The organism is Streptomyces sp. NPDC044044 (assembly GCF_056434405.1).
Window position 1 is genome coordinate 477,502 of the sequence record NZ_JBWKFG010000004.1, and the last position, 17,664, is coordinate 495,165.

Annotated in this window: 12 protein-coding genes; 11 read left to right on the forward strand and 1 reads right to left on the reverse strand. The window is 72.8% G+C overall.

Translation table 11 applies throughout. The features are described 5' to 3' along the window. Positions 1 to 8 precede the first annotated feature (8 nt). From AC07AG_RS17820 to AC07AG_RS17860, 9 genes are all read left to right on the forward strand, one after another. Positions 9 to 1,274 (forward strand): 6-phospho-beta-glucosidase, encoded by a 1,266-nt coding sequence (locus AC07AG_RS17820; RefSeq protein ID WP_478756003.1) that lies wholly within the window; start codon positions 9 to 11, stop codon positions 1,272 to 1,274. Between the two features lie 2 nt (positions 1,275 to 1,276). Continuing rightward, positions 1,277 to 2,251, forward strand: coding sequence for an N-acetylglucosamine kinase (locus AC07AG_RS17825; RefSeq protein WP_478756309.1), 975 nt, complete (start codon positions 1,277 to 1,279; stop codon positions 2,249 to 2,251). A 328-nt stretch (positions 2,252 to 2,579) separates the two neighbouring features. Continuing rightward, the gene (locus AC07AG_RS17830) at positions 2,580 to 4,043 is read left to right on the forward strand and encodes a hypothetical protein (protein ID WP_478756310.1); all 1,464 of its coding nucleotides are present in this window, start codon (positions 2,580 to 2,582) and stop codon (positions 4,041 to 4,043) included. 17 nt (positions 4,044 to 4,060) lie between these two features. Beyond that, positions 4,061 to 5,071, forward strand: a complete 1,011-nt coding sequence (locus AC07AG_RS17835; protein WP_478756004.1) for a glutamate ABC transporter substrate-binding protein — start codon at positions 4,061 to 4,063, stop codon at positions 5,069 to 5,071. 39 nt (positions 5,072 to 5,110) lie between these two features. Continuing rightward, on the forward strand, positions 5,111 to 6,430 hold the full coding sequence (locus AC07AG_RS17840) for a coiled-coil domain-containing protein (protein ID WP_478756005.1): 1,320 nt from the start codon (positions 5,111 to 5,113) through the stop codon (positions 6,428 to 6,430). Then, entirely contained in the window at positions 6,427 to 9,024 is a 2,598-nt protein-coding gene (locus tag AC07AG_RS17845; RefSeq protein ID WP_478756006.1) for a serine/threonine-protein kinase, read from the forward strand. Before AC07AG_RS17840 ends, AC07AG_RS17845 begins: the two co-directional genes overlap by 4 nt. A gap of 2 nt (positions 9,025 to 9,026) precedes the next feature. After that, positions 9,027 to 10,400 carry a protein phosphatase 2C domain-containing protein gene (locus AC07AG_RS17850; RefSeq protein WP_478756007.1) on the forward strand — a complete coding sequence of 458 codons (1,374 nt, stop codon included), beginning with the start codon at positions 9,027 to 9,029 and terminating at the stop codon, positions 10,398 to 10,400. A 92-nt stretch (positions 10,401 to 10,492) separates the two neighbouring features. Then, positions 10,493 to 11,836, forward strand: a complete 1,344-nt coding sequence (locus tag AC07AG_RS17855; protein WP_478756008.1) for a VWA domain-containing protein — start codon at positions 10,493 to 10,495, stop codon at positions 11,834 to 11,836. A gap of 82 nt (positions 11,837 to 11,918) precedes the next feature. Next, complete coding sequence (locus AC07AG_RS17860) at positions 11,919 to 13,235, forward strand: FHA domain-containing protein (protein WP_478756009.1); 1,317 nt, start codon at positions 11,919 to 11,921, stop codon at positions 13,233 to 13,235. 18 nt (positions 13,236 to 13,253) lie between these two features. Here the strand turns inward: AC07AG_RS17860 and AC07AG_RS17865 are convergent, their stop codons facing one another. Next, on the reverse strand, positions 13,254 to 14,228 hold the full coding sequence (locus AC07AG_RS17865; protein WP_478756010.1) for a methyltransferase domain-containing protein: 975 nt from the start codon (positions 14,226 to 14,228) through the stop codon (positions 13,254 to 13,256). A 168-nt stretch (positions 14,229 to 14,396) separates the two neighbouring features. Here AC07AG_RS17865 and AC07AG_RS17870 point away from each other — a divergent pair, with 168 nt between their 5' ends. Together AC07AG_RS17870 and AC07AG_RS17875 are read left to right on the forward strand one after the other, a co-directional pair. Continuing rightward, complete coding sequence (locus AC07AG_RS17870) at positions 14,397 to 14,810, forward strand: globin (RefSeq protein WP_249589865.1); 414 nt, start codon at positions 14,397 to 14,399, stop codon at positions 14,808 to 14,810. 126 nt (positions 14,811 to 14,936) lie between these two features. Beyond that, positions 14,937 to 17,663, forward strand: coding sequence for an FtsX-like permease family protein (locus AC07AG_RS17875; RefSeq protein ID WP_478756011.1), 2,727 nt, complete (start codon positions 14,937 to 14,939; stop codon positions 17,661 to 17,663). Position 17,664 lies beyond the last annotated feature (1 nt).

Consider the following 17,664-nt stretch of genomic DNA (forward strand, 5'->3'; position numbering starts at 1 on the left):
GAACCGATATGAAGCTCGCAGTGGTCGGCGGAGGGTCGACCTACACACCCGAACTCATCGACGGATTCGCGCGGTTGAGGGACAGCCTGCCGATCGAGGAACTCGTCCTCGTCGACCCGGCCGCCGACCGTCTCGAACTCGTCGGCGGGCTCGCACGGCGCATCTTCGCCAAGCAGGGCCACCCCGGCCGCATCGTCACCACGTCCGACGTGGACGCGGGCGTCGCGGACGCCGACGCGGTCCTGCTCCAGCTGCGCGTCGGCGGGCAGGCGGCCAGGCAGCAGGACGAGACGTGGCCCCTGGAGTGCGGCTGCGTCGGCCAGGAGACCACCGGCGCGGGCGGCCTCGCCAAGGCGCTGCGCACCGTGCCCGTCGTCCTCGACATCGCCGAGCGCGTACGGCGCACGAACCCGAACGCCTGGATCATCGACTTCACCAACCCGGTGGGCATCGTCACCCGGGCGCTGCTCCAGGCCGGGCACAAGGCCGTCGGCCTGTGCAACGTGGCGATCGGCTTCCAGCGCAAGTTCGCGAAGCTGCTCGACGTCGCGCCGGGCGAGGTGCACCTCGATCACGTGGGGCTCAACCACCTGACGTGGGAGACGGGCGTACGTCTCGGGGGCCCCGGCGGCGACGACATCCTGCCCGGGCTGCTCGCCGAGCACGGGGACGCGGTCGCCGCCGACCTGCGCATGCCGCGCGAGATCGTCGACCGGCTCGGCGTCGTCCCCTCGTACTACCTGCGCTACTTCTACCAGCACGACGCGGTGGTCGAAGAGCTGCGGACCAAGCCGTCGCGCGCCGCCGAAGTGGCGCAGATGGAGCGGGAGTTGCTGGAGATGTACGGCGACCCGACGCTCGACGAGAAGCCGGAGCTGCTCGCCAAGCGCGGCGGCGCCTTCTACTCGGAGGCGGCCGTGGACCTCGCCGCTTCGCTGCTCGGCAACGGAGGCAGCCCCTACCAGGTGGTGAACACCCTCAACAACGGGACGCTGCCGTTCCTGCCGGACGACGCCGTCATCGAGGTGCAGGCCACGGTCGACGGCAAGGGCGCGAAGCCGCTGTCCGTGCCGAAGCTCGACCCGCTGTACGCCGGGCTGATCGCGAACGTCACCGGGTACGAGGACCTGGCCCTCCAGGCGGCCCTGCACGGCGGGCGCGAGCGGGTCTTCAAGGCGCTGCTCGCCCACCCGCTGGTGGGCCAGTACGCGTACGCGGAGCAGCTCACCGACCGGCTGATCGCGCACAACCGGGAGCACCTGGCGTGGGCGTAGGCATGAGCGTGCTCGCGATCGACGCGGGCAACAGCAAGACCGACGTCGCGGTGGTCGCGGCCGACGGCGAGGTCGTCGGCTCGGCACGCGGCGGCGGGTTCCAGCCGCCCCAGGTCGGCGTCGAGACCGCGGTGGACATCCTGCAAGAGGCGGTGACGCGGGCCCTGGCCGAGGCGGGCGTCGACTCCGTGGGCCATGTGTCCGCGTGTCTGGCCAATGCCGATCTGCCCGTCGAGGAGCGGGAGTTGGCCGCCGCCCTGCGCAGGCGCGCGTGGGGGCCTTCGGTCGACGTGCGCAACGACACCTTCGCCATCCTGCGGGCCGGCCTCCTGGAGGACGCCGAGCCGCGGGGCGTCGCCGTGGTGTGCGGCGCGGGCATCAACTGCGTGGGGATGCTGCCCGACGGGCGCACCGCGCGCTTCCCCGCCATCGGCCGGATCTCCGGCGACTGGGGCGGCGGGGGCGGCCTCGCCGAGGAGGCGCTCTGGCACGCGGCGCGGGCCGAGGACGGCCGCGGTGACGCGACCGCCCTGCGCGAGACGCTGCCCGCGCACTTCGGCCTGTCCTCCATGTACGCGCTGATCGAGGCGCTGCACCTGGGCGCGATCGCCCCTGTGCGGCGGCACGAGCTGACGCCGGTGCTCTTCGCCACGGCGGCGGCGGGCGACACGGTGGCGCGCTCGCTGGTGGACCGGATGGCCGACGAGGTCGTCGCCATGTCGACGGTGGCCCTGGACCGCCTCGACCTGCTCGGCGAGGTGACCCCCGTGTTGCTCGGCGGCAGCGTCCTGGCCGCGCGCCACCCGCAACTGGACGACCGTATCCGGGCCTTGCTCGCCGACCGGGCGCCCAAGGCGGTGGCCCGCGTGGTCGTCGCCCGACCCGTGCTCGGCGCAGCCCTGCTCGGCCTCGACCAGGTGGGAGCGCCCACCGAGGTGCACGCGCGCGTGCGGGGGCAGTACGAGAGCGGGAGTTGAGCCCCTGTCGACAGGGGTGTTCTTCTGAGCCGCGCCGGGCCGTCCGCCCGGCGCGGCTCATCTCGTCCCACGCGAAAGGGAACCGAACCGCACCGAAACGCGTATTCAAGGGCAGGGGTGGTGTGCGATCTTCGCGTGAGCCGGGGACAGGGTGGTCCAGAACGATGACCGAGACATGATCCAGGCACGATGATCAGAACAAGATCCAGTCAATGCCTGTGCGGATGTCACTCCCTGCGGCGATACTTGCGCCCGTGCACTTCTTCCCGCACCGCGCACGCCGGGCGGAAGTGAACGTCCGATGACCAAGGGGGAGGTCGAGGTCGAGGTGACATACCCGCCAAGCGGCAGCGCCGCGCCGCCGGGACAGGCCGCACCGACGATGCCCACCGTTCCGCCTCAGGCAGGACCGGGCTCCGCGGTACCCGCACAGACCGTGCAGAGCGCGCCGCCCCGCCGCCCCGCGTGGGTCGAGGGCCGGGACCGGCTGCGCGCGGCGGCGACCACGGAGCCCGGCAAGCTGCGGATCATCGGCGCCGTCCTCGCGCTGCTCGTCGTGGCGTTCGGCGCGGTCACCACCTGGCAGATGTCGGAGCGTTCGGACGCCGCGAACAGCGTCCTGAACCGCAGCCAGCCGCTGAGCGACGACGCGGCGGCCATCTACCGCTCCCTCGCCGACGCCAACACCGCCGCGTCCAGCGGCTTCCTCGCGGGCGGCCAGGAACCGGCCGACGTGCGCAAGCGGTACAAGGACGACATCGAGCGGGCCTCCGAGAAGCTGGCGAACGCCGCGTCGAACGCGGGCTCGGGCTCATCGGCCGCCGACTCGGTGAGCAAGCTGAACAAGCTGCTCCCGGAGTACACCGGCCTGATCGAGCGGGCCCGTGCGAGCAACCGCCAGGGCCTCCCGCTGGGCGGCGCCTATCTGCGGTACGCGAACGACAAGATGCAGACCCAGATGCTCCCTGCCGCAGAGCAGCTCTACACCGTGGAGAAGGAGCGGCTGAACGCGGACTACGACGACGCGAAGCCGTATCCCTGGTTCGCCATCGCCCTGGGCCTGCTCGCGCTCGGCGCCCTGTTCTGGGCCCAGCGCCGCAACTACCGCCGGACGAACCGCGTGTTGAACCACGGTCTGGTCGCCGCCACCGCGGCATCCGCGATCGTGCTGCTCTGGCTGGTCGGCGGGCACAGCTTCGCGCGCTCGGGCCTCGGCGACTCGTACGACCACGGCGTGAAGTCCCTGAACGTCCTGAACGACGCCCGCATCAGCTCGCTCAAGGCCCGCAGCAACGAAAACCTCACGCTGGTCAGCCGCGGCGCCGAGACCGTCGAGGTCGGCGCGAAGAAGGACATCAAGGACAAGTTCGACGTCGCCTACCAGGCGCAGATGAAGCAGCTCGGCAGCGCGGACAGCGGGCTGCTCGGCCAGGCCGTGGCCGTGGCCGACAACGACGCGGGCAAGAACCCCGTCGAGGAGGCCGCGAAGAACGTGGGGGTCTGGAAGGACCGCCACAAGACCGCGCGGGACAGCGACGACGCGGGCGACTACAAGGGAGCGCTCGCCAAGGTCGTCGGCGACAAGGACGACGAGCCCACCGGCGAGTGCTTCGACAACGTCGACGAGGCGCTCGAAGTCGCCCTGACGCACGAGCGCAACGAATTCGAGCAGGCGGCCAAGGACGGCAAGGGAGCGATGGCCGGGCTCCCGGTGGGCGCCGCCGTGCTCGCGGTGCTCGCCGCCGCCGGCGCCGTGCTCGGCGTCGGGCGCAGGCTGTCGGAGTACAGGTGAGAGGGGGCGAGCGGACGATGCGTACGCGAGGACTGGCGAGGCTGCGCGGCTGGGGCGGAGCTGCCGCCATGGCGGTGGCCTGCGCGCTCACGGGCTCCCTCATGCTGGTGCTGCCGGAGGCCGGCAGCGCGGTCAGGTCCGACAAGGGCGCGGACCAGGCGTCCTCGGGTTCCGCCAAGGCCGCTCCCGCGCGCGCCGAGGAGTGCGAGAGCCCGGAGGCGAGCCTCTCCCCCGACGACAAGGACGGCCCGACGATCGAGGCCATCCGCGACCGCAAGGTCAAGAAGCTCATCGTCGGCGTCGACCAGAACAGCTACCGCTGGGGGTATCGCGACCCGAACAAGGCGACGGCGACGCTCGAAGGCTTCGACATCGACCTCGCGCACAAGATCGCCGAGGAGATCCTCGGCGACCGCGACGCCGTGCTCTTCCGCGCCATCCCCACCAACCAGCGCGTCAAGGCGATACAGACCGGGCAGGTCGACATGGTCGTACGGACCATGACGATCACCTGCGAGCGCGAGAAGGACGTCTCCTTCTCCACCGCCTACTTCAAGACGGGCCAGCAGGTCCTCGCCCCCAAGTCGTCGAAGATCACCGGGTTCGACGACACACTGGACGGCAAGAAGGTCTGCTCGGCGAAGGGTTCCACGGCACTCACCAAGCTGGGCGAGCTCAAGAAGAAGGGTCTCGATGCCGACATCGGGACCACGGTCCCCAATCAACTCGACTGCCTGGTAAGGCTCCAGCTCGGTGAGGTGGACGCCGTCGTGACCGACAGCGCGCTCGCCGCGAGCCAGGCCGCGCAGGACCCGACGGTCGAGCTCAAGGGCGACGCGCCGCTCAACACCGAGTACTACGGCGTGGCGATGAAGAAGCCGGAGAAGGGCGAGGACGACCTGGTGCGCCGGGTCAACCAAGTCCTTGAGGACTACCGCAAGAGCGGCTGGCAGAAGAGCTACGACAAGTGGCTGAAGCCGGCACTCGGCGAATCGGCGGGACCGCCCGCACCGAAGTACGGCGACTGAGCCGGACGTGCACAGCAACGCAGAGCGGAGAGGTGATCGATGAGCGTCGCGGGACCCCCCGGTCCGGTGATGGACCGGGACGAGGTGGACCGTGCGCTGGCGCGGCTCGACGCCGAGCACGAGGCGATCGAGACCTCGCTCCTCGCCCTTCAGGATCACGCGGGCCGCCGACTCCTCGAAGGTGCCGGTCTCACCGGCACCACACAGGAGCGCTGGCAGTCCACCGAGCAGCAGATCACCCTCCTGTGGGCGTACTTCGACGCGTACGCCGCCGCCCTGCGCACGGCGCACGAGACGAGGGCCCGCAGACGCTGGCCCAACAGGGACGACCTGGTGGAGCTGACCGAGCTGCTGCGCGGTGAGAGCGTCACCGTCGCCGGCGGCGCCGCCCCCGCGCCGTCGGCCTCGATCACCGGACCGGCCAAACTCACCGAACGCTTCACGCTCATCGAACTCGTCGCACGGATGAACGACCTGTACGCGCACTCGCTCGACATGGTCGTCGCCGCCGACGCGGTCTGGTCCGCGCTGCCCGCCCGGATAGACCTCCTGGCCGCCGAGCTGCACCGCACCCGCCAGCTCGCGCACTCCGTGGGAGTACGCCCGGGTGAGCACCCCGCGGGCGACGACCTGGAGCGGATCACGGCGGAGCTGACACACCTGCGCGAGCAGGTGATCTCCGATCCGCTGGCCTTCTGGCAGCCCGCACAGGGCAGTTCGGCCCCCGGAGGCGGCCGCCCGCACACCGAGCGGTACGACCGCGAGGCCCGCGCCCTGGAGGACGTACGCCGGGAGATCGACGCGGTGCTCACCGTCCGGCAGGACGCGGAGCTGCGGCTCGGCAGGCTGCGTGACGTGCTCTCGCGCGCCGACCGCACCCTCGCCGAGGCACGCTCCGCGCGCGGCGAGGTCCTCGCCAAGATCGCCGCCTCCGAAGTGCCCGCCGTCAGCGGTCCTTCGACCGCGCTGCAGGAACAGCTGGCCATGGCCTCCGACTACCGAAGGCACGCCCAGTGGCACCGGCTCTCCCCGCTCCTCGAGTCCCTGGAGGAGAAGGCCGAGGACGAACTGATGCGCGCCCGCGAGTCGTTGACCGCGGTCACCCAGCCCCTGGCGATACGCGCGGAGCTGCGCGGCCGCCTGGACGCGTACAAGGCGAAGGTCGCCCGGCTCGGCCACGCCGAGGACCCGCTCCTGGTCGAGAAGTACGACGCGGCGCGCCGGATGCTGTGGAGCGCTCCCTGCGATCTGCGCGTCGCCGAACAGGCGGTGCTTCGTTATCAGCACGCGGCCGCCGAAGTCCTTGCACCGAGGGTGCCGCAACAGGGCGGTCCCACCGACCGGAGGGGGGAAGCATGAGTGAGCAGCGGAAGTGCCAGCGACCCGGATGCACAGGGTCGTACGAGGACGTGGGCGGCGGCGAGCTGTACTGCGACACCTGCGGCCTCGCCCCGGTCGTCTCGCCGACGGGCATGGTGTCCTCGCCCCCGACCGGCATCACCGGCGGCGGCAAGGGGTCGGGCAGCAGCAGCTCCCGGTCCAGCTCGCGCGCCTCGTCGCGCTCGTCGTCCCGGTCCCAGTCCTCGCGCCGTTCGGTGTCGGGGCGGCTCTCGCGCTCGCTGTCCGGCAGCACGACGTCCCGCTCGGTCTCGGTGCGCAGTTCGGGCTCGGGGGCGGGTTCGTCGGCCCGCAGCAGGCTGGGCGTGGGCCTGGTGCTCGTGCCCGAGGTGCCGCGCCCCGATCCCCGCCAGGCCGTGCAGGAGAACCCCGAGGTTCCCGAGCGCAAGCGCTTCTGCTCGCGCTCCGACTGCGGGGCGCCGGTGGGCCGTGCGCGCGGTGAACGGCCCGGCCGCACGGAGGGGTTCTGCACCAAGTGCGGCCACCCGTACTCGTTCGTGCCGAAGCTGAACAGCGGCGACATCGTGCACGGTCAGTACGAGGTCGTGGGCTGTCTGGCGCACGGCGGGCTCGGCTGGGTCTATCTCGCCGTCGACCGCGCGGTGTCCGACCGCTGGGTGGTCCTCAAGGGCCTGCTCGACACGGGCGACCAGGACGCGATGGCCGCCGCGATCTCCGAGCGCCGCTTCCTCGCCGAGATCGAACACAGCAACATCGTGCGGATCTACAACTTCGTCGAGCACCTCGACCAGCGCACGGGCTCCATGGACGGCTACATCGTCATGGAGTACGTCGGCGGCAAGTCACTCAAGGAGATCGCCAACGAACGCCGCACGGCGCAGGGCAAGCGCGACCCGCTGCCCGTCGAGCAGGCCTGCGCGTTCGGCATCGAGGCCCTTGAGGCACTCGGCCATCTGCACAGCCGCAATCTCCTGTACTGCGACTTCAAGGTCGACAACGCCATCCAGACCGAGGACCAGCTCAAGCTGATCGACATGGGCGCGGTCCGCCGCATGGACGACGACGAGTCGGCGATCTACGGAACGGTCGGCTATCAAGGCCCCGAAGTCGCCGAGCTCGGCCCGTCGGTGGCCTCCGACCTGTACACGGTGGCGCGCACCCTCGCGGTGCTCACCTTCGACTTCCAGGGCTACACGAACGTCTTCGTGGACTCCCTGCCGGACCCCGACAACATCGAGGTCTTCCGCACGTACGAGTCGTTCTACCGCCTCCTCGTGCGCGCCACCGACCCGGACCCGGCCCGCAGGTTCGCATCGGCGCAGGAGATGGCGGAGCAGCTCACGGGCGTCCTGAGGGAGGTCGTGGCCCTCCAGACGGGCCGGCCGCGCCCCGCGCTCTCCACGCTGTTCGGGCCCGAGGTGAAGGTCACGGACACGGAGCTGTTCGCCGAACTGACCGGCGACGTCTCGCAGTTCGGGGTGCGCGTGCTGCCCCAGGGGCGGCGCAAGGGCCGACCCGAGCTGACGGCGGGCGAGGGCAACGGCCAGGCGGGCGGCGCTCCGGCGATCGCGTCGCCGCCCGTGCCCCCGGCCGCCGCGCCGGCCCGGATCGTCCGCGCGCTGGACGCCCCCGCGACGGCGCTCGCGCTGCCGGTGCCGCGCGTCGACCCGAACGACCCGAACGCCGGGTTCCTCGCGGGCCTGATGGCCTCCGCGCCCGCCGAGCTGATCACCGCCCTGCGGGCCGCGCCCGCCGACTCCGTGGAGCTGCGGCTGCGCGGGCTGCGGGCCCGCCTTGCCATGGGTGAACCGGATTCGGCGGCGCAGGCGTTGACCGAGCTGGAGATACAGCATCCGGACGACTGGCGGGTGGTCTGGTACCGCGGCGTGGCCTCCCTGGCGACCGGCGACCACGAGAACGCGGCGCTGTCCTTCGACGCCGTGTACGACGCGTTCCCCGGCGAGCCCGCGCCCAAGCTGGCCCTGGGCGTCTGCGCGGAGGTCCTTGAGCAGCTGGACAACGCGGCCGAGTACTACCGCCTCGTATGGGCCACCGACCCGAGCTATGTCAGCGCGGCGTTCGGCCTGGCGCGCGTGCAGCTCGCCGCGGACGACCGGCGCGGTGCCGTGCAGACCCTGGAGTCGGTTCCCGAGGCCTCGATCCACTACACCGCGGCCCGCGTGGCCGCGGTGCGGGCGAGGCTGCGCCACCGTATGACGTTGGCCACCACGCCGTCCCCCGGCGCCCTTTTCCTCGACGACCTGACGGCGGCGGCAGGGCAGGTGGACGCCCTCGCGGGCTTCGGCCTGGACGCCGTACGCCGTGAGCGGCTCTCCACCGAGGTCCTCGGCACCGCGTTGGACTGGGTACTCTCCGGTAGGCACTCTGGTCACGCCTCCGCTCCACCGGCAGCACCCGCTGCACCGGCGGGCGGCTCGCGGACCGTGCTGCTCGGCAGCGAGCTGGACGAGCGCGGCCTCCGGTTCGGCCTGGAGCGCTCGTACCGCACGCTGGCCCGGCTCGCACAGGGTGGCGAGGAGAGGATCGAACTGGTGGAACGGGCCAACCGTTTCCGCCCTCGGACGTGGGTGTGAAGATGTCGCAGATGCACCAGCAGACTGCCGGGGCGGGTTCCACGTGCCCCGGCTGCGAAGAGCCGCTGGACGCGGGTGACCTGTTCTGCGGCGCGTGCGGGTACGACCTGTCGGCGCTGCCGGCCGGGTCGGACGACCGCCCCACCGTCGCGATGAACGGCTCGTCGTCCGCGCCGCCGCCGGACGCGTCGTCGCAGTGGCCCATCGCCCCGGACGTGGACAGCTCAGACATGCCGGTGCCCGCGCACCTGCCCACCGACCTGCCGGTCACGGAGTCGTCGGGCGGTGAGCTCTCCCCGAACGCGGGGGCGGCGCCGGGCGCGGGAGACATCCGCACGGACGCCCCCGTCCCGCGGCCCGCCGAGCCGGACGAGTACCCCCTGCCCGCGCCCGGCGCCCCGCCGGAGCCCGAGCCCGCCGACCCCCGGGCGGTCCTGGCCGACCCCACGCCGCCCGCGGGCACCAAGCTCTGCGTGGCGTGCCGTTCGGGCCGCGTGGACCCGGACGGCTACTGCGAGAACTGCGGGCACGCCCAGCCGCGCGAGCGCGACCACATGGAGCAGGAGCTCGACGCGGTCGCCGCGGTCAGCGACCGGGGCCTGCGCCACCACCGCAACGAGGACGCGTTCGCGATCTCGTCGGCCGCACTGCCGGACGGATCCCCCGCCGTCGTCGCGATCGTCTGCGACGGTGTCTCGTCCGCGACCCGCCCCGACGAGGCATCCCTCGCCGCGTCACGCGCGGCCAACGAATCACTGCTGGCCGCCCTGCCGCGCGGCACGCACCCGCAGCAGGCGATGCACGACGCGATCCTGTCGGCGTCCGACGCCGTCAACGCCCTGGCCGCGGAGCCCACCGGGGCGAGGGAGCACTCCCCGCACCAGAACGCGCCCGCGTGCACGCTCGTCGGCTCGATCATCGCCGGTGGCCTCCTGGTCGTCGGCTGGGTCGGCGACAGCCGCGCGTACTGGGTCCCCGACGACCGCAGCGGCCCGACCGTCCGGCTCACCGAGGACGACTCGTGGGCCGCGCAGATGGTGGCGGCGGGTCTGATGAACGAGGCGGAGGCGTACGCGGACGAGCGCGCGCACGCCATCACGGGCTGGCTCGGCGCGGACGCGTACGAACTGGAGCCGCACACCGCTTCCTTCAAGCCGGACCGTGCGGGTGTAGTGGTCGTATGCACGGACGGACTGTGGAACTACGCGGAAGCGGTGGAGGAAATGGCACGGGCCGTGCCCGTCGATTCCGCCCTGCGCCCGCTGCACAGCGCCCAGGTCCTGGTCGGCCACGCCCTGGACGGCGGGGGCCACGACAACGTAACAGTGGCGATTCTGCCGTTCCGTGTCGTGCCGCAAGGGGCAGGATCGGCCTAGCGGCGGCCCCGGCAACGGGGGGCCTGCCACGCGCACTTGTCACCCACCGGCTTGGGGAAGCCGGTGGGAACGTCTAGGGGGAGCAGGGATCCATGGCCAACTTCTCGAAGTCGAACGTGCCGCAGTTCACGGTCGACGTGTACCAGAACGAGTACATGGCGGAGGGCGCACGCGAGGTCAACGCGATCGCCACGGTCACCTCGACCGGCGGCGGCACGGTGGGGTCCGCGGTCAGCGCCCCGCACCTCTACTCGGTGGGGCAGACCCCGGACGCGGCCGTGGCGATCATGGTCGACTGTTCCGGCTCGATGGACTACCCGCCGACGAAGATGCGCGGCGCCCGCGACGCCACGTCCGCCGCGATCGACGCCGTACGTGACGGAGTCCACTTCGCGGTGATCGGCGGCACCCATGTCGCCAAGGAGGTCTATCCGGGCAACGGCCGCCTGGCGGTCGCGGACGCGCAGACCCGGGGGCAGGCCAAGCAGGCCCTGCGCAAGCTCAGCGCGGGCGGCGGCACGGCGATCGGCACCTGGCTGCGCCTGGCCGACCGGCTCCTGTCGTCGGCCGACGTCTCGATCCGGCACGGAATCGTGCTGACGGACGGCCGCAATGAACACGAGTCACCCGAGGACCTGCAGGCCTCGCTCGACGCCTGCGCGGGCCGCTTCACCTGCGACGCCCGCGGTGTCGGCACGGACTGGGAGGTCAAGGAGGTCACCGGCATCGCGTCCGCGCTCCTGGGCACCGCCGACATCGTCGCCGACCCCGCCGGCCTGTCCGCCGACTTCACGCAGATGATGGAGGCGGCGATGGGCAAGGAGGTCGCCGACGTCAGTCTGCGGGTGTGGACGCCGATGGGCGCGGAGATCAAGTTCGTCAAGCAAGTGGCGCCCACGGTCGTGGAGTTGACCGACCGACGCACGGAGGCGGGACCGCGCGCCGGCGACTACCCCACCGGGTCCTGGGGCGACGAGTCCCGCGACTACCACATCTGTGTCGAGGTACCGAACGCCGAGCTCGGCCAGGAGATGCTCGCGGCCCGCGTCTCACTGATCGTGCCGCAGCCGGACGGCAGCGCCCAGACGCTCTCCCAGGGCCTGGTGCGGGCCGTGTGGACGGACGACATGGCCGCTTCGACGTCGATCAATCCGCAGGTGGCGCACTACACGGGCCAGGCGGAACTGGCCCAGGTGATCCAGCAGGGCCTCGATGCGCGCAAGTCGGGCGATATGGACGGAGCAACGGCCAAACTGGGCCGCGCCGTTCAGCTCGCCAGTGCATCGGGCAACGAGGACACCGCGAAGCTGCTTTCGAAGGTGGTCGACGTGGTCGATGCCGTGGCAGGTACTGTTCGATTGAAGGCGAGGGTCGCCGAGGCCGACGAGATGACTCTCGAGACGCGGTCCACGAAGACTGTTCGCGTGAAGAAGTAGCACCACCCATACCCATCAGTAGCCCCACCAGCAGCACGTACGGCCCGCACAGGGCCGGAGAAGGAGAGGGGGAAGCGCCGACATGCCGACCTGCCCGAACGGACACCAGTCGGGTTCCGACGACTGGTGCGAGGTCTGCGGTCACCGCATGGCCGGTGCCGTACCGCCGCCCCCGCCGCCGCCCCCGGCCGCTCCCGGCTACGGCTACCCGCCGCCGGGCCCCGGCCAGGACCCCGGGTATCCGCCGCCCCCCGGCCAGGACGGCGGGTACGGATACCCCCAGCAGGCCCCCGGCCGCCCGCACCTGTCGGCCGTGCCGGACCAGGCCGCCGAGGCCGAGCTCTGCCCGCAGTGCCGCACGCCCCGCGAGGCCAACGCGCCGTTCTGCGAGGAGTGCCGCTGGAACTTCCTGACGAACACGGCGACCTCGTACACCCCGGCCGCCCCGCACCCGCCCGCGCCGAACCCGGCGCAGCAGTTCCAGCAGCCGCATGGCCAGCAGCCCCCCGGCACCCAGCCGGGCCAGGACCCGTTCGGGTACCAGGGCTCGCGGCCCTCGCAGATGAACCGGCCCGCCGAGCCGATCCCGCCGTTCGGCAACGGCGGCAACGGCAACCCGTCCGGTCCTCCCGGTCAGGTGCCCCCGCCGTACGGCGGCGAGGCGCCCCCGCCGCCCTACGGCAGCGGTGACCAGTCGGGCCAGCCCCCGCAGGGGTTCCAGCAGCAGGGTCCGCCTGCGCCGCCCGCGTTCCCGCAGGAGACGGGCACTCCGCCGCCTCCGCAGCAGCCCGGCCCCGGCGGTCCGTCCTTCGGCGGCGACGACGACTGGATGCTTCCGCCGCCCTCGCAGCCCACTCCGGGTCCCGGCGCTCCGCAGGCTCCCGAGCAGGGCGAGTGGGGCCAGCCGCAGCCGGGCCGCCAGCAGCCGCAGCAGACCCAGGCCCCGCAGGGCCCTCCGGGCTACCAGGCGGTGCCCGGTCCCAGCACCGGCACGGTCACCTGGTCGGCGACGATCGGTCCGGACCGTGAGTACTTCATGGCGATGATGCACCGCAGCGGTCCCGAGGCGTCGGGCCTGAACCTGCCCGCGTACTCGCCCGAGCAGCAGCGCCCGCTGGCCGGCAACCAGATCACCATCGGCCGCCGCAGGCACTCCACCGGTGACACCCCGGACATCGACCTGTCGGTGCCGCCGGAGGACCCCGGGGTCTCGCACCAGCACGCGGTCCTGGTCCAGCAGCCGGACGGCAGCTGGGCGGTCGTCGACCAGAACTCGACCAACGGCACCACGGTCAACAACGGCGAGGAGCCCATCCAGCCGTTCGTCCCCGTGCCGCTGCAGGACGGCGACCGGGTGCACGTGGGCGCCTGGACGACGATCACCATCCGGCACAGCTGAGGGCCGCGGCCCCCGGGCTCACGCGAGTGGCCAGGCGTACGGCCCTTCGGGGTCGTCCAGCCAGGCCCACTCGTGCGGCCCGCGGACGGTGACCCCGAACCGCTCGCGCACCGGCCGGTTCTCGCGCTGCCACAGGGCGAGGGCCTCGTAGGGATCGAGGCTCCCGGCCGTCAGTTCGAGCAGAAAACGGAAGAGTTCGTTCTGCAGGGCCCTGCGGGGCAGCCCCCCGAGGTGCTGCTCGTGCGGGGCCCTTCCGCTGCCGCCCCGCAGCGGAACGAAGTACGCGGGCGTGTGCAGGAAGCGGCCCTCGGCGTGCTCGCCGTCCCGCACCGTAAGCGTGATCAGGCCGGTGGCCAGCGGGGCCAGGATGCGGGCGCCGGGGCGGCACTGGGCCAGCCAGGGGCGCGGCACGGAGGTCAGGGTGCAGGTCGCGATGATCCGGTCGTACGGAGCGCGCTCGGGGCACCCCGCGGTGCCGTCGCCGGTGACGACGGCCGGGTGGTACCCCGCGGCCGTGAGATGCCGCCGCGCGGACTCGGTGATCTCCGGGTCCAGGTCGACGGTGGTGACGTGCTCCTCGCCGAGCCGGTGGGCGAGCAGGGCCGCGTTGTAGCCGGTGCCCGCGCCGATCTCCAGGACGTCGCAGTCGCCGTCGCGCAGATCCAGCTCCTGGAGCATCTTCGCCATCAGGGAGGGCTGGCTGCTGGACGAGAGCAGCTCTCCGTCGCGTACGCGGGTGGCGAGCGGGGCGTCCGCGTAGGCGCCGTGCAGCCAGCGTGCCCGGCGTGCGGGGTCGGGATCCTCGCCCCAGAGGCGCTCGTGGCCGCCGCCCGACAATGTGACGTAGTAGTACGGCACGAACAGGTGCCGCGGGACATGTTCGAACGCCGCACGCAGCTCGGGGTCCCGCTCCCAGGCACCGCTGGCCTCGATCTCCCGGACCAGGGCGGATCCGGCCTCCGCGGCGAGAAGGGGGTCGACTGTGGGTCCCATATAGCCACTGTGCTGCGGTATGGCCCGCGATGCGAGCGGCAGGACGTACAGATCCGGAGGAGATCGGTCCCTGTCCGGAGGGCGTGAGTACCGGTCCGGAGGGTGTGAGCGCCGGTCCGGAGGCCGGGGGTCCTAAGTCTTCCGTCCTCGGTCGCCCCGTCTGAGACCATGGACGGTGTGAAAGAGATCCCGCGCGGCACGCTTCAGGAGCAGACCTTCTACGAACAGGTCGGCGGCGAGGAGACCTTCAGGCGCTTGGTGCACTTCTTCTACCAAGGGGTCGCGGAGGACCCGCTGCTGCGGCCGATGTACCCGGAGGAGGACCTGGGTCCTGCCGAGGAGCGCCTCGCGCTCTTCCTCATGCAGTACTGGGGCGGCCCCCGCACGTACAGCGACAACCGCGGCCACCCCCGGCTGCGCATGCGCCATGCGCCGTTCACCGTCGACAGGGCCGCGCACGACGCCTGGCTGAAGCACATGCGGGCCGCCGTCGAGGAGCTCAAGCTCTCCGAGGAGCACGAGCGGACGCTGTGGAACTACCTGACGTACGCGGCGGCGTCCATGGTCAACTCCGAGGGCTGACAGCTCTCCGCGCCCTGCCCATCCCCCTGCCCATCCCCCTTCCCGAACTGCCTGCACTCTGAAAGCATCCGTACAGACTTTCGGGGGCGAAAGCGTACGGCACGGGCACGGGGGGTCGCGGGGGCTGTGACGGGGTTCCTTTTTCTGCGCGTGCGCGCGCATCGGCTGCTCCTTGCCGCCGCGCTCCTCGCCGTCCTGCTCACCACGGCGGTCCTGGCCACGCTCACGGCGTTCTCCGGCTCCATCGGCGACGTGGCGCTGCGGCACAGTCTGCGGACGCGCTCGGCGGCGCCGGCCTCGCTCGTCGTGCGGGCCCAAGTGCCGCCCGGCGCACAGGAGTCGGCGGACCGTGCGGTGCGTCAGGCCGCGCGGCGCACGTTCGACGGGCTGCCGGTGGGGCTGCGGTCGCTGTCCCGTTCGGGGCCCTATGCCCTGCCCGGCGCACGTGCGGGCGCCGATCCCGACCTCACTCACCTCGCGGCGCTCGACCGGTCCAGGATCCGTCTGACCAAGGGCAGTTGGCCCTCTCCGTACGAGAAGTCGCGTGGCGCGGGGAAAGAGGTCGAGGTCGCCCTCCCCGAGGCGGCCGCCGCCCGTCTGAAGCTCGGCCCCGGCTCCGCCCCGATCACCCTCACCGACCGGCTCACCGGACCGGAGGTCACCGTCCGGGTGACGGGCGTGTACCGCCCCGCCGACCGCACCGAGCCCTACTGGCAGCTGGACGACCTCGGTGGCCGCGGCGTGCGCGAGAGCGTCTTTCTGACGTACGGGCCGCTGCTCGCCGACCCCTCGGCCCTGGGGCACGTCTCGGCGGACCGTACGCAGTGGCTGGCCACGGCGGACTTCTCCGCCATGACCACGGACCGCGTCGCCGCACTGCGCGCGGCGGCGAAGAGCGGACCGGCCGCGCTGGTGAAGTCCCCTTCCCTGGGCGGCAGTCCGAGCGCGAGCACCGCACTGCCCGATGTCCTGGACCGGGCCGAGCGCGCGCTCCTGGTGTCCCGTTCGACGCTGCTGATCGTCGCCCTTCAGCTGATCATGCTCGCCGGTTACGCGCTGCTGCTCGTCGCCCGGCTGCTCAGCGGGGAGCGCGGCGGCGAGACGGGCCTGCTCCTGGCGCGCGGCGGCTCGCGCGGCCGGGTGGTCTGGCTCGCCACGGTCGAGGCCCTGCTGCTCGCGCTGCCCGCCGCACTGCTCGCGCCCCTGCTCGCGGGCCCGCTGACCCGGCTGCTCGCGGGGCAGGGAGCGCTGGCCAGGACGGGGGTGCGGCTTGAGGGGACGGCGGGCGCGGACGTGTGGCTGATCGGCGTGGTCGCGGCCCTCGGCTGCGCGCTCGCGGTGGTCGCGCCCGCGCTCTCGGCGAACACCGGGTCGCTCCGGCGGACGCGGGCGTCCGCGCTGCCCGCACCGCTGCGGGCGGGCGCCGACGTGGGCCTCCTGGTGATCGCGGCGGTGGCGTACTGGCAGCTGGACGGCAGGACGTCCGGCTCGGGGGCGCTGAGCGACGACGGCGCGGGGGCTCTGGGCATCGACCCGCTCCTGGTGGCCGCGCCCGCCCTCGCGCTCCTCGCGGGCACGGTCGTGACGCTGCGCCTGCTGCCGCCCGCCGCGCGCATCGCCGAGCGGCAGGCCGCGCGGGGGCGCGGTCTTCCCGGCGCGCTCGCGGGCTGGCAGCTGAGCCGCCGTCCGCTGCAGGGCGCGGGGCCCGTCCTGCTGCTCGTGCTCGCCGTGGCGATGGGCATGCTGGCGATCGGGCAGAGCGCGTCCTGGGACCGCTCGCAGGAGGACCAGGCCGACTTCAGGGCCGGTACGCAGATCAGGGTGCTCGGCGGCCGGGTCCCCGAGCAGCGGCAGCCCGAGGTCTACGCGTCCCTGCCGGGCGTGCGGAAGGCCGCGCCCGTCGCGCGCTCCACGATGGACCTCTCGGGCAACCGCCAGGCGACGGTGCTCGCCCTGGACGGCGCGCGGGCGGTGCCGGGGCTGCTGATCCGCGAGGACCGCGGGGAACGGGCGGCGATGGCCGAGGCCTTGAGGTCACCGAAGCCCGGGGCGGTCGTCACCGAGCGGTTCCTGCGCTCCAGCGGGGCCGACGTGGGCTCCCGGATCGATGTGCCGCTGGGCGGCGGCTCGTTGCGGGTGACCGTCGTCAAGGCCGTGGCGGAACTGCCGACCACGGGGGCCGCCGACGGGGCCGAGGATGCGGACGCGTCGGACGGCGGGGCTCTGCTGCTCGACCTGCCTGCCGTGAACACGCTGCTCAAGAGGGGCGGCGAGCGGCCCCTGTCCCCCACCGAATGGTGGCTCACCACCCGCCCCGGCGCCGCCACCCAGGCAGCGGCCGCCCTGCGGGCCCGCCCCGACATCGACCCCGAACAGGTCCTGGTCCGGGACGAGATCGCCGCCCAGCTGCGCGACGACCCGCTGGGCGCGGGACCGCAGTCCGCGCTGCTCGCCGTGGCGGTGGCGGCCGCCGCGCTCGCCGCCGTGGGCTTCGCCGTGAGCGCGGCGGGTTCGCTGCGGGAACGCTCGGCGGAGTTCGCGGTGCTGCGCGCGCTGGGCGCCCCGCGCCGTCAACTGGCCCGCCTGATCGCCGCCGAGCAGGGCTTCCTGCTCGGCCTCGCCCTGCTGGTGGGCATGGCTCTCGGCGCGGTCCTGACCCGTGCGGTCGTCCCCTTGATCGTCCTCACCGGCGAGGCCACCCAGCCGGTCCCGCCGGTCCTGGTGGAGCTGCCGCTCCCCCACGTGGCCACGCTCCTCGCGGCGACGGCGGCCGTCCCTCTCCTGATCATCATGGCCCTCGCCCTGCGCCGGGGAGACCCGACGGTGTCCCTGCGGCACGAGGGAGGCAACTGAC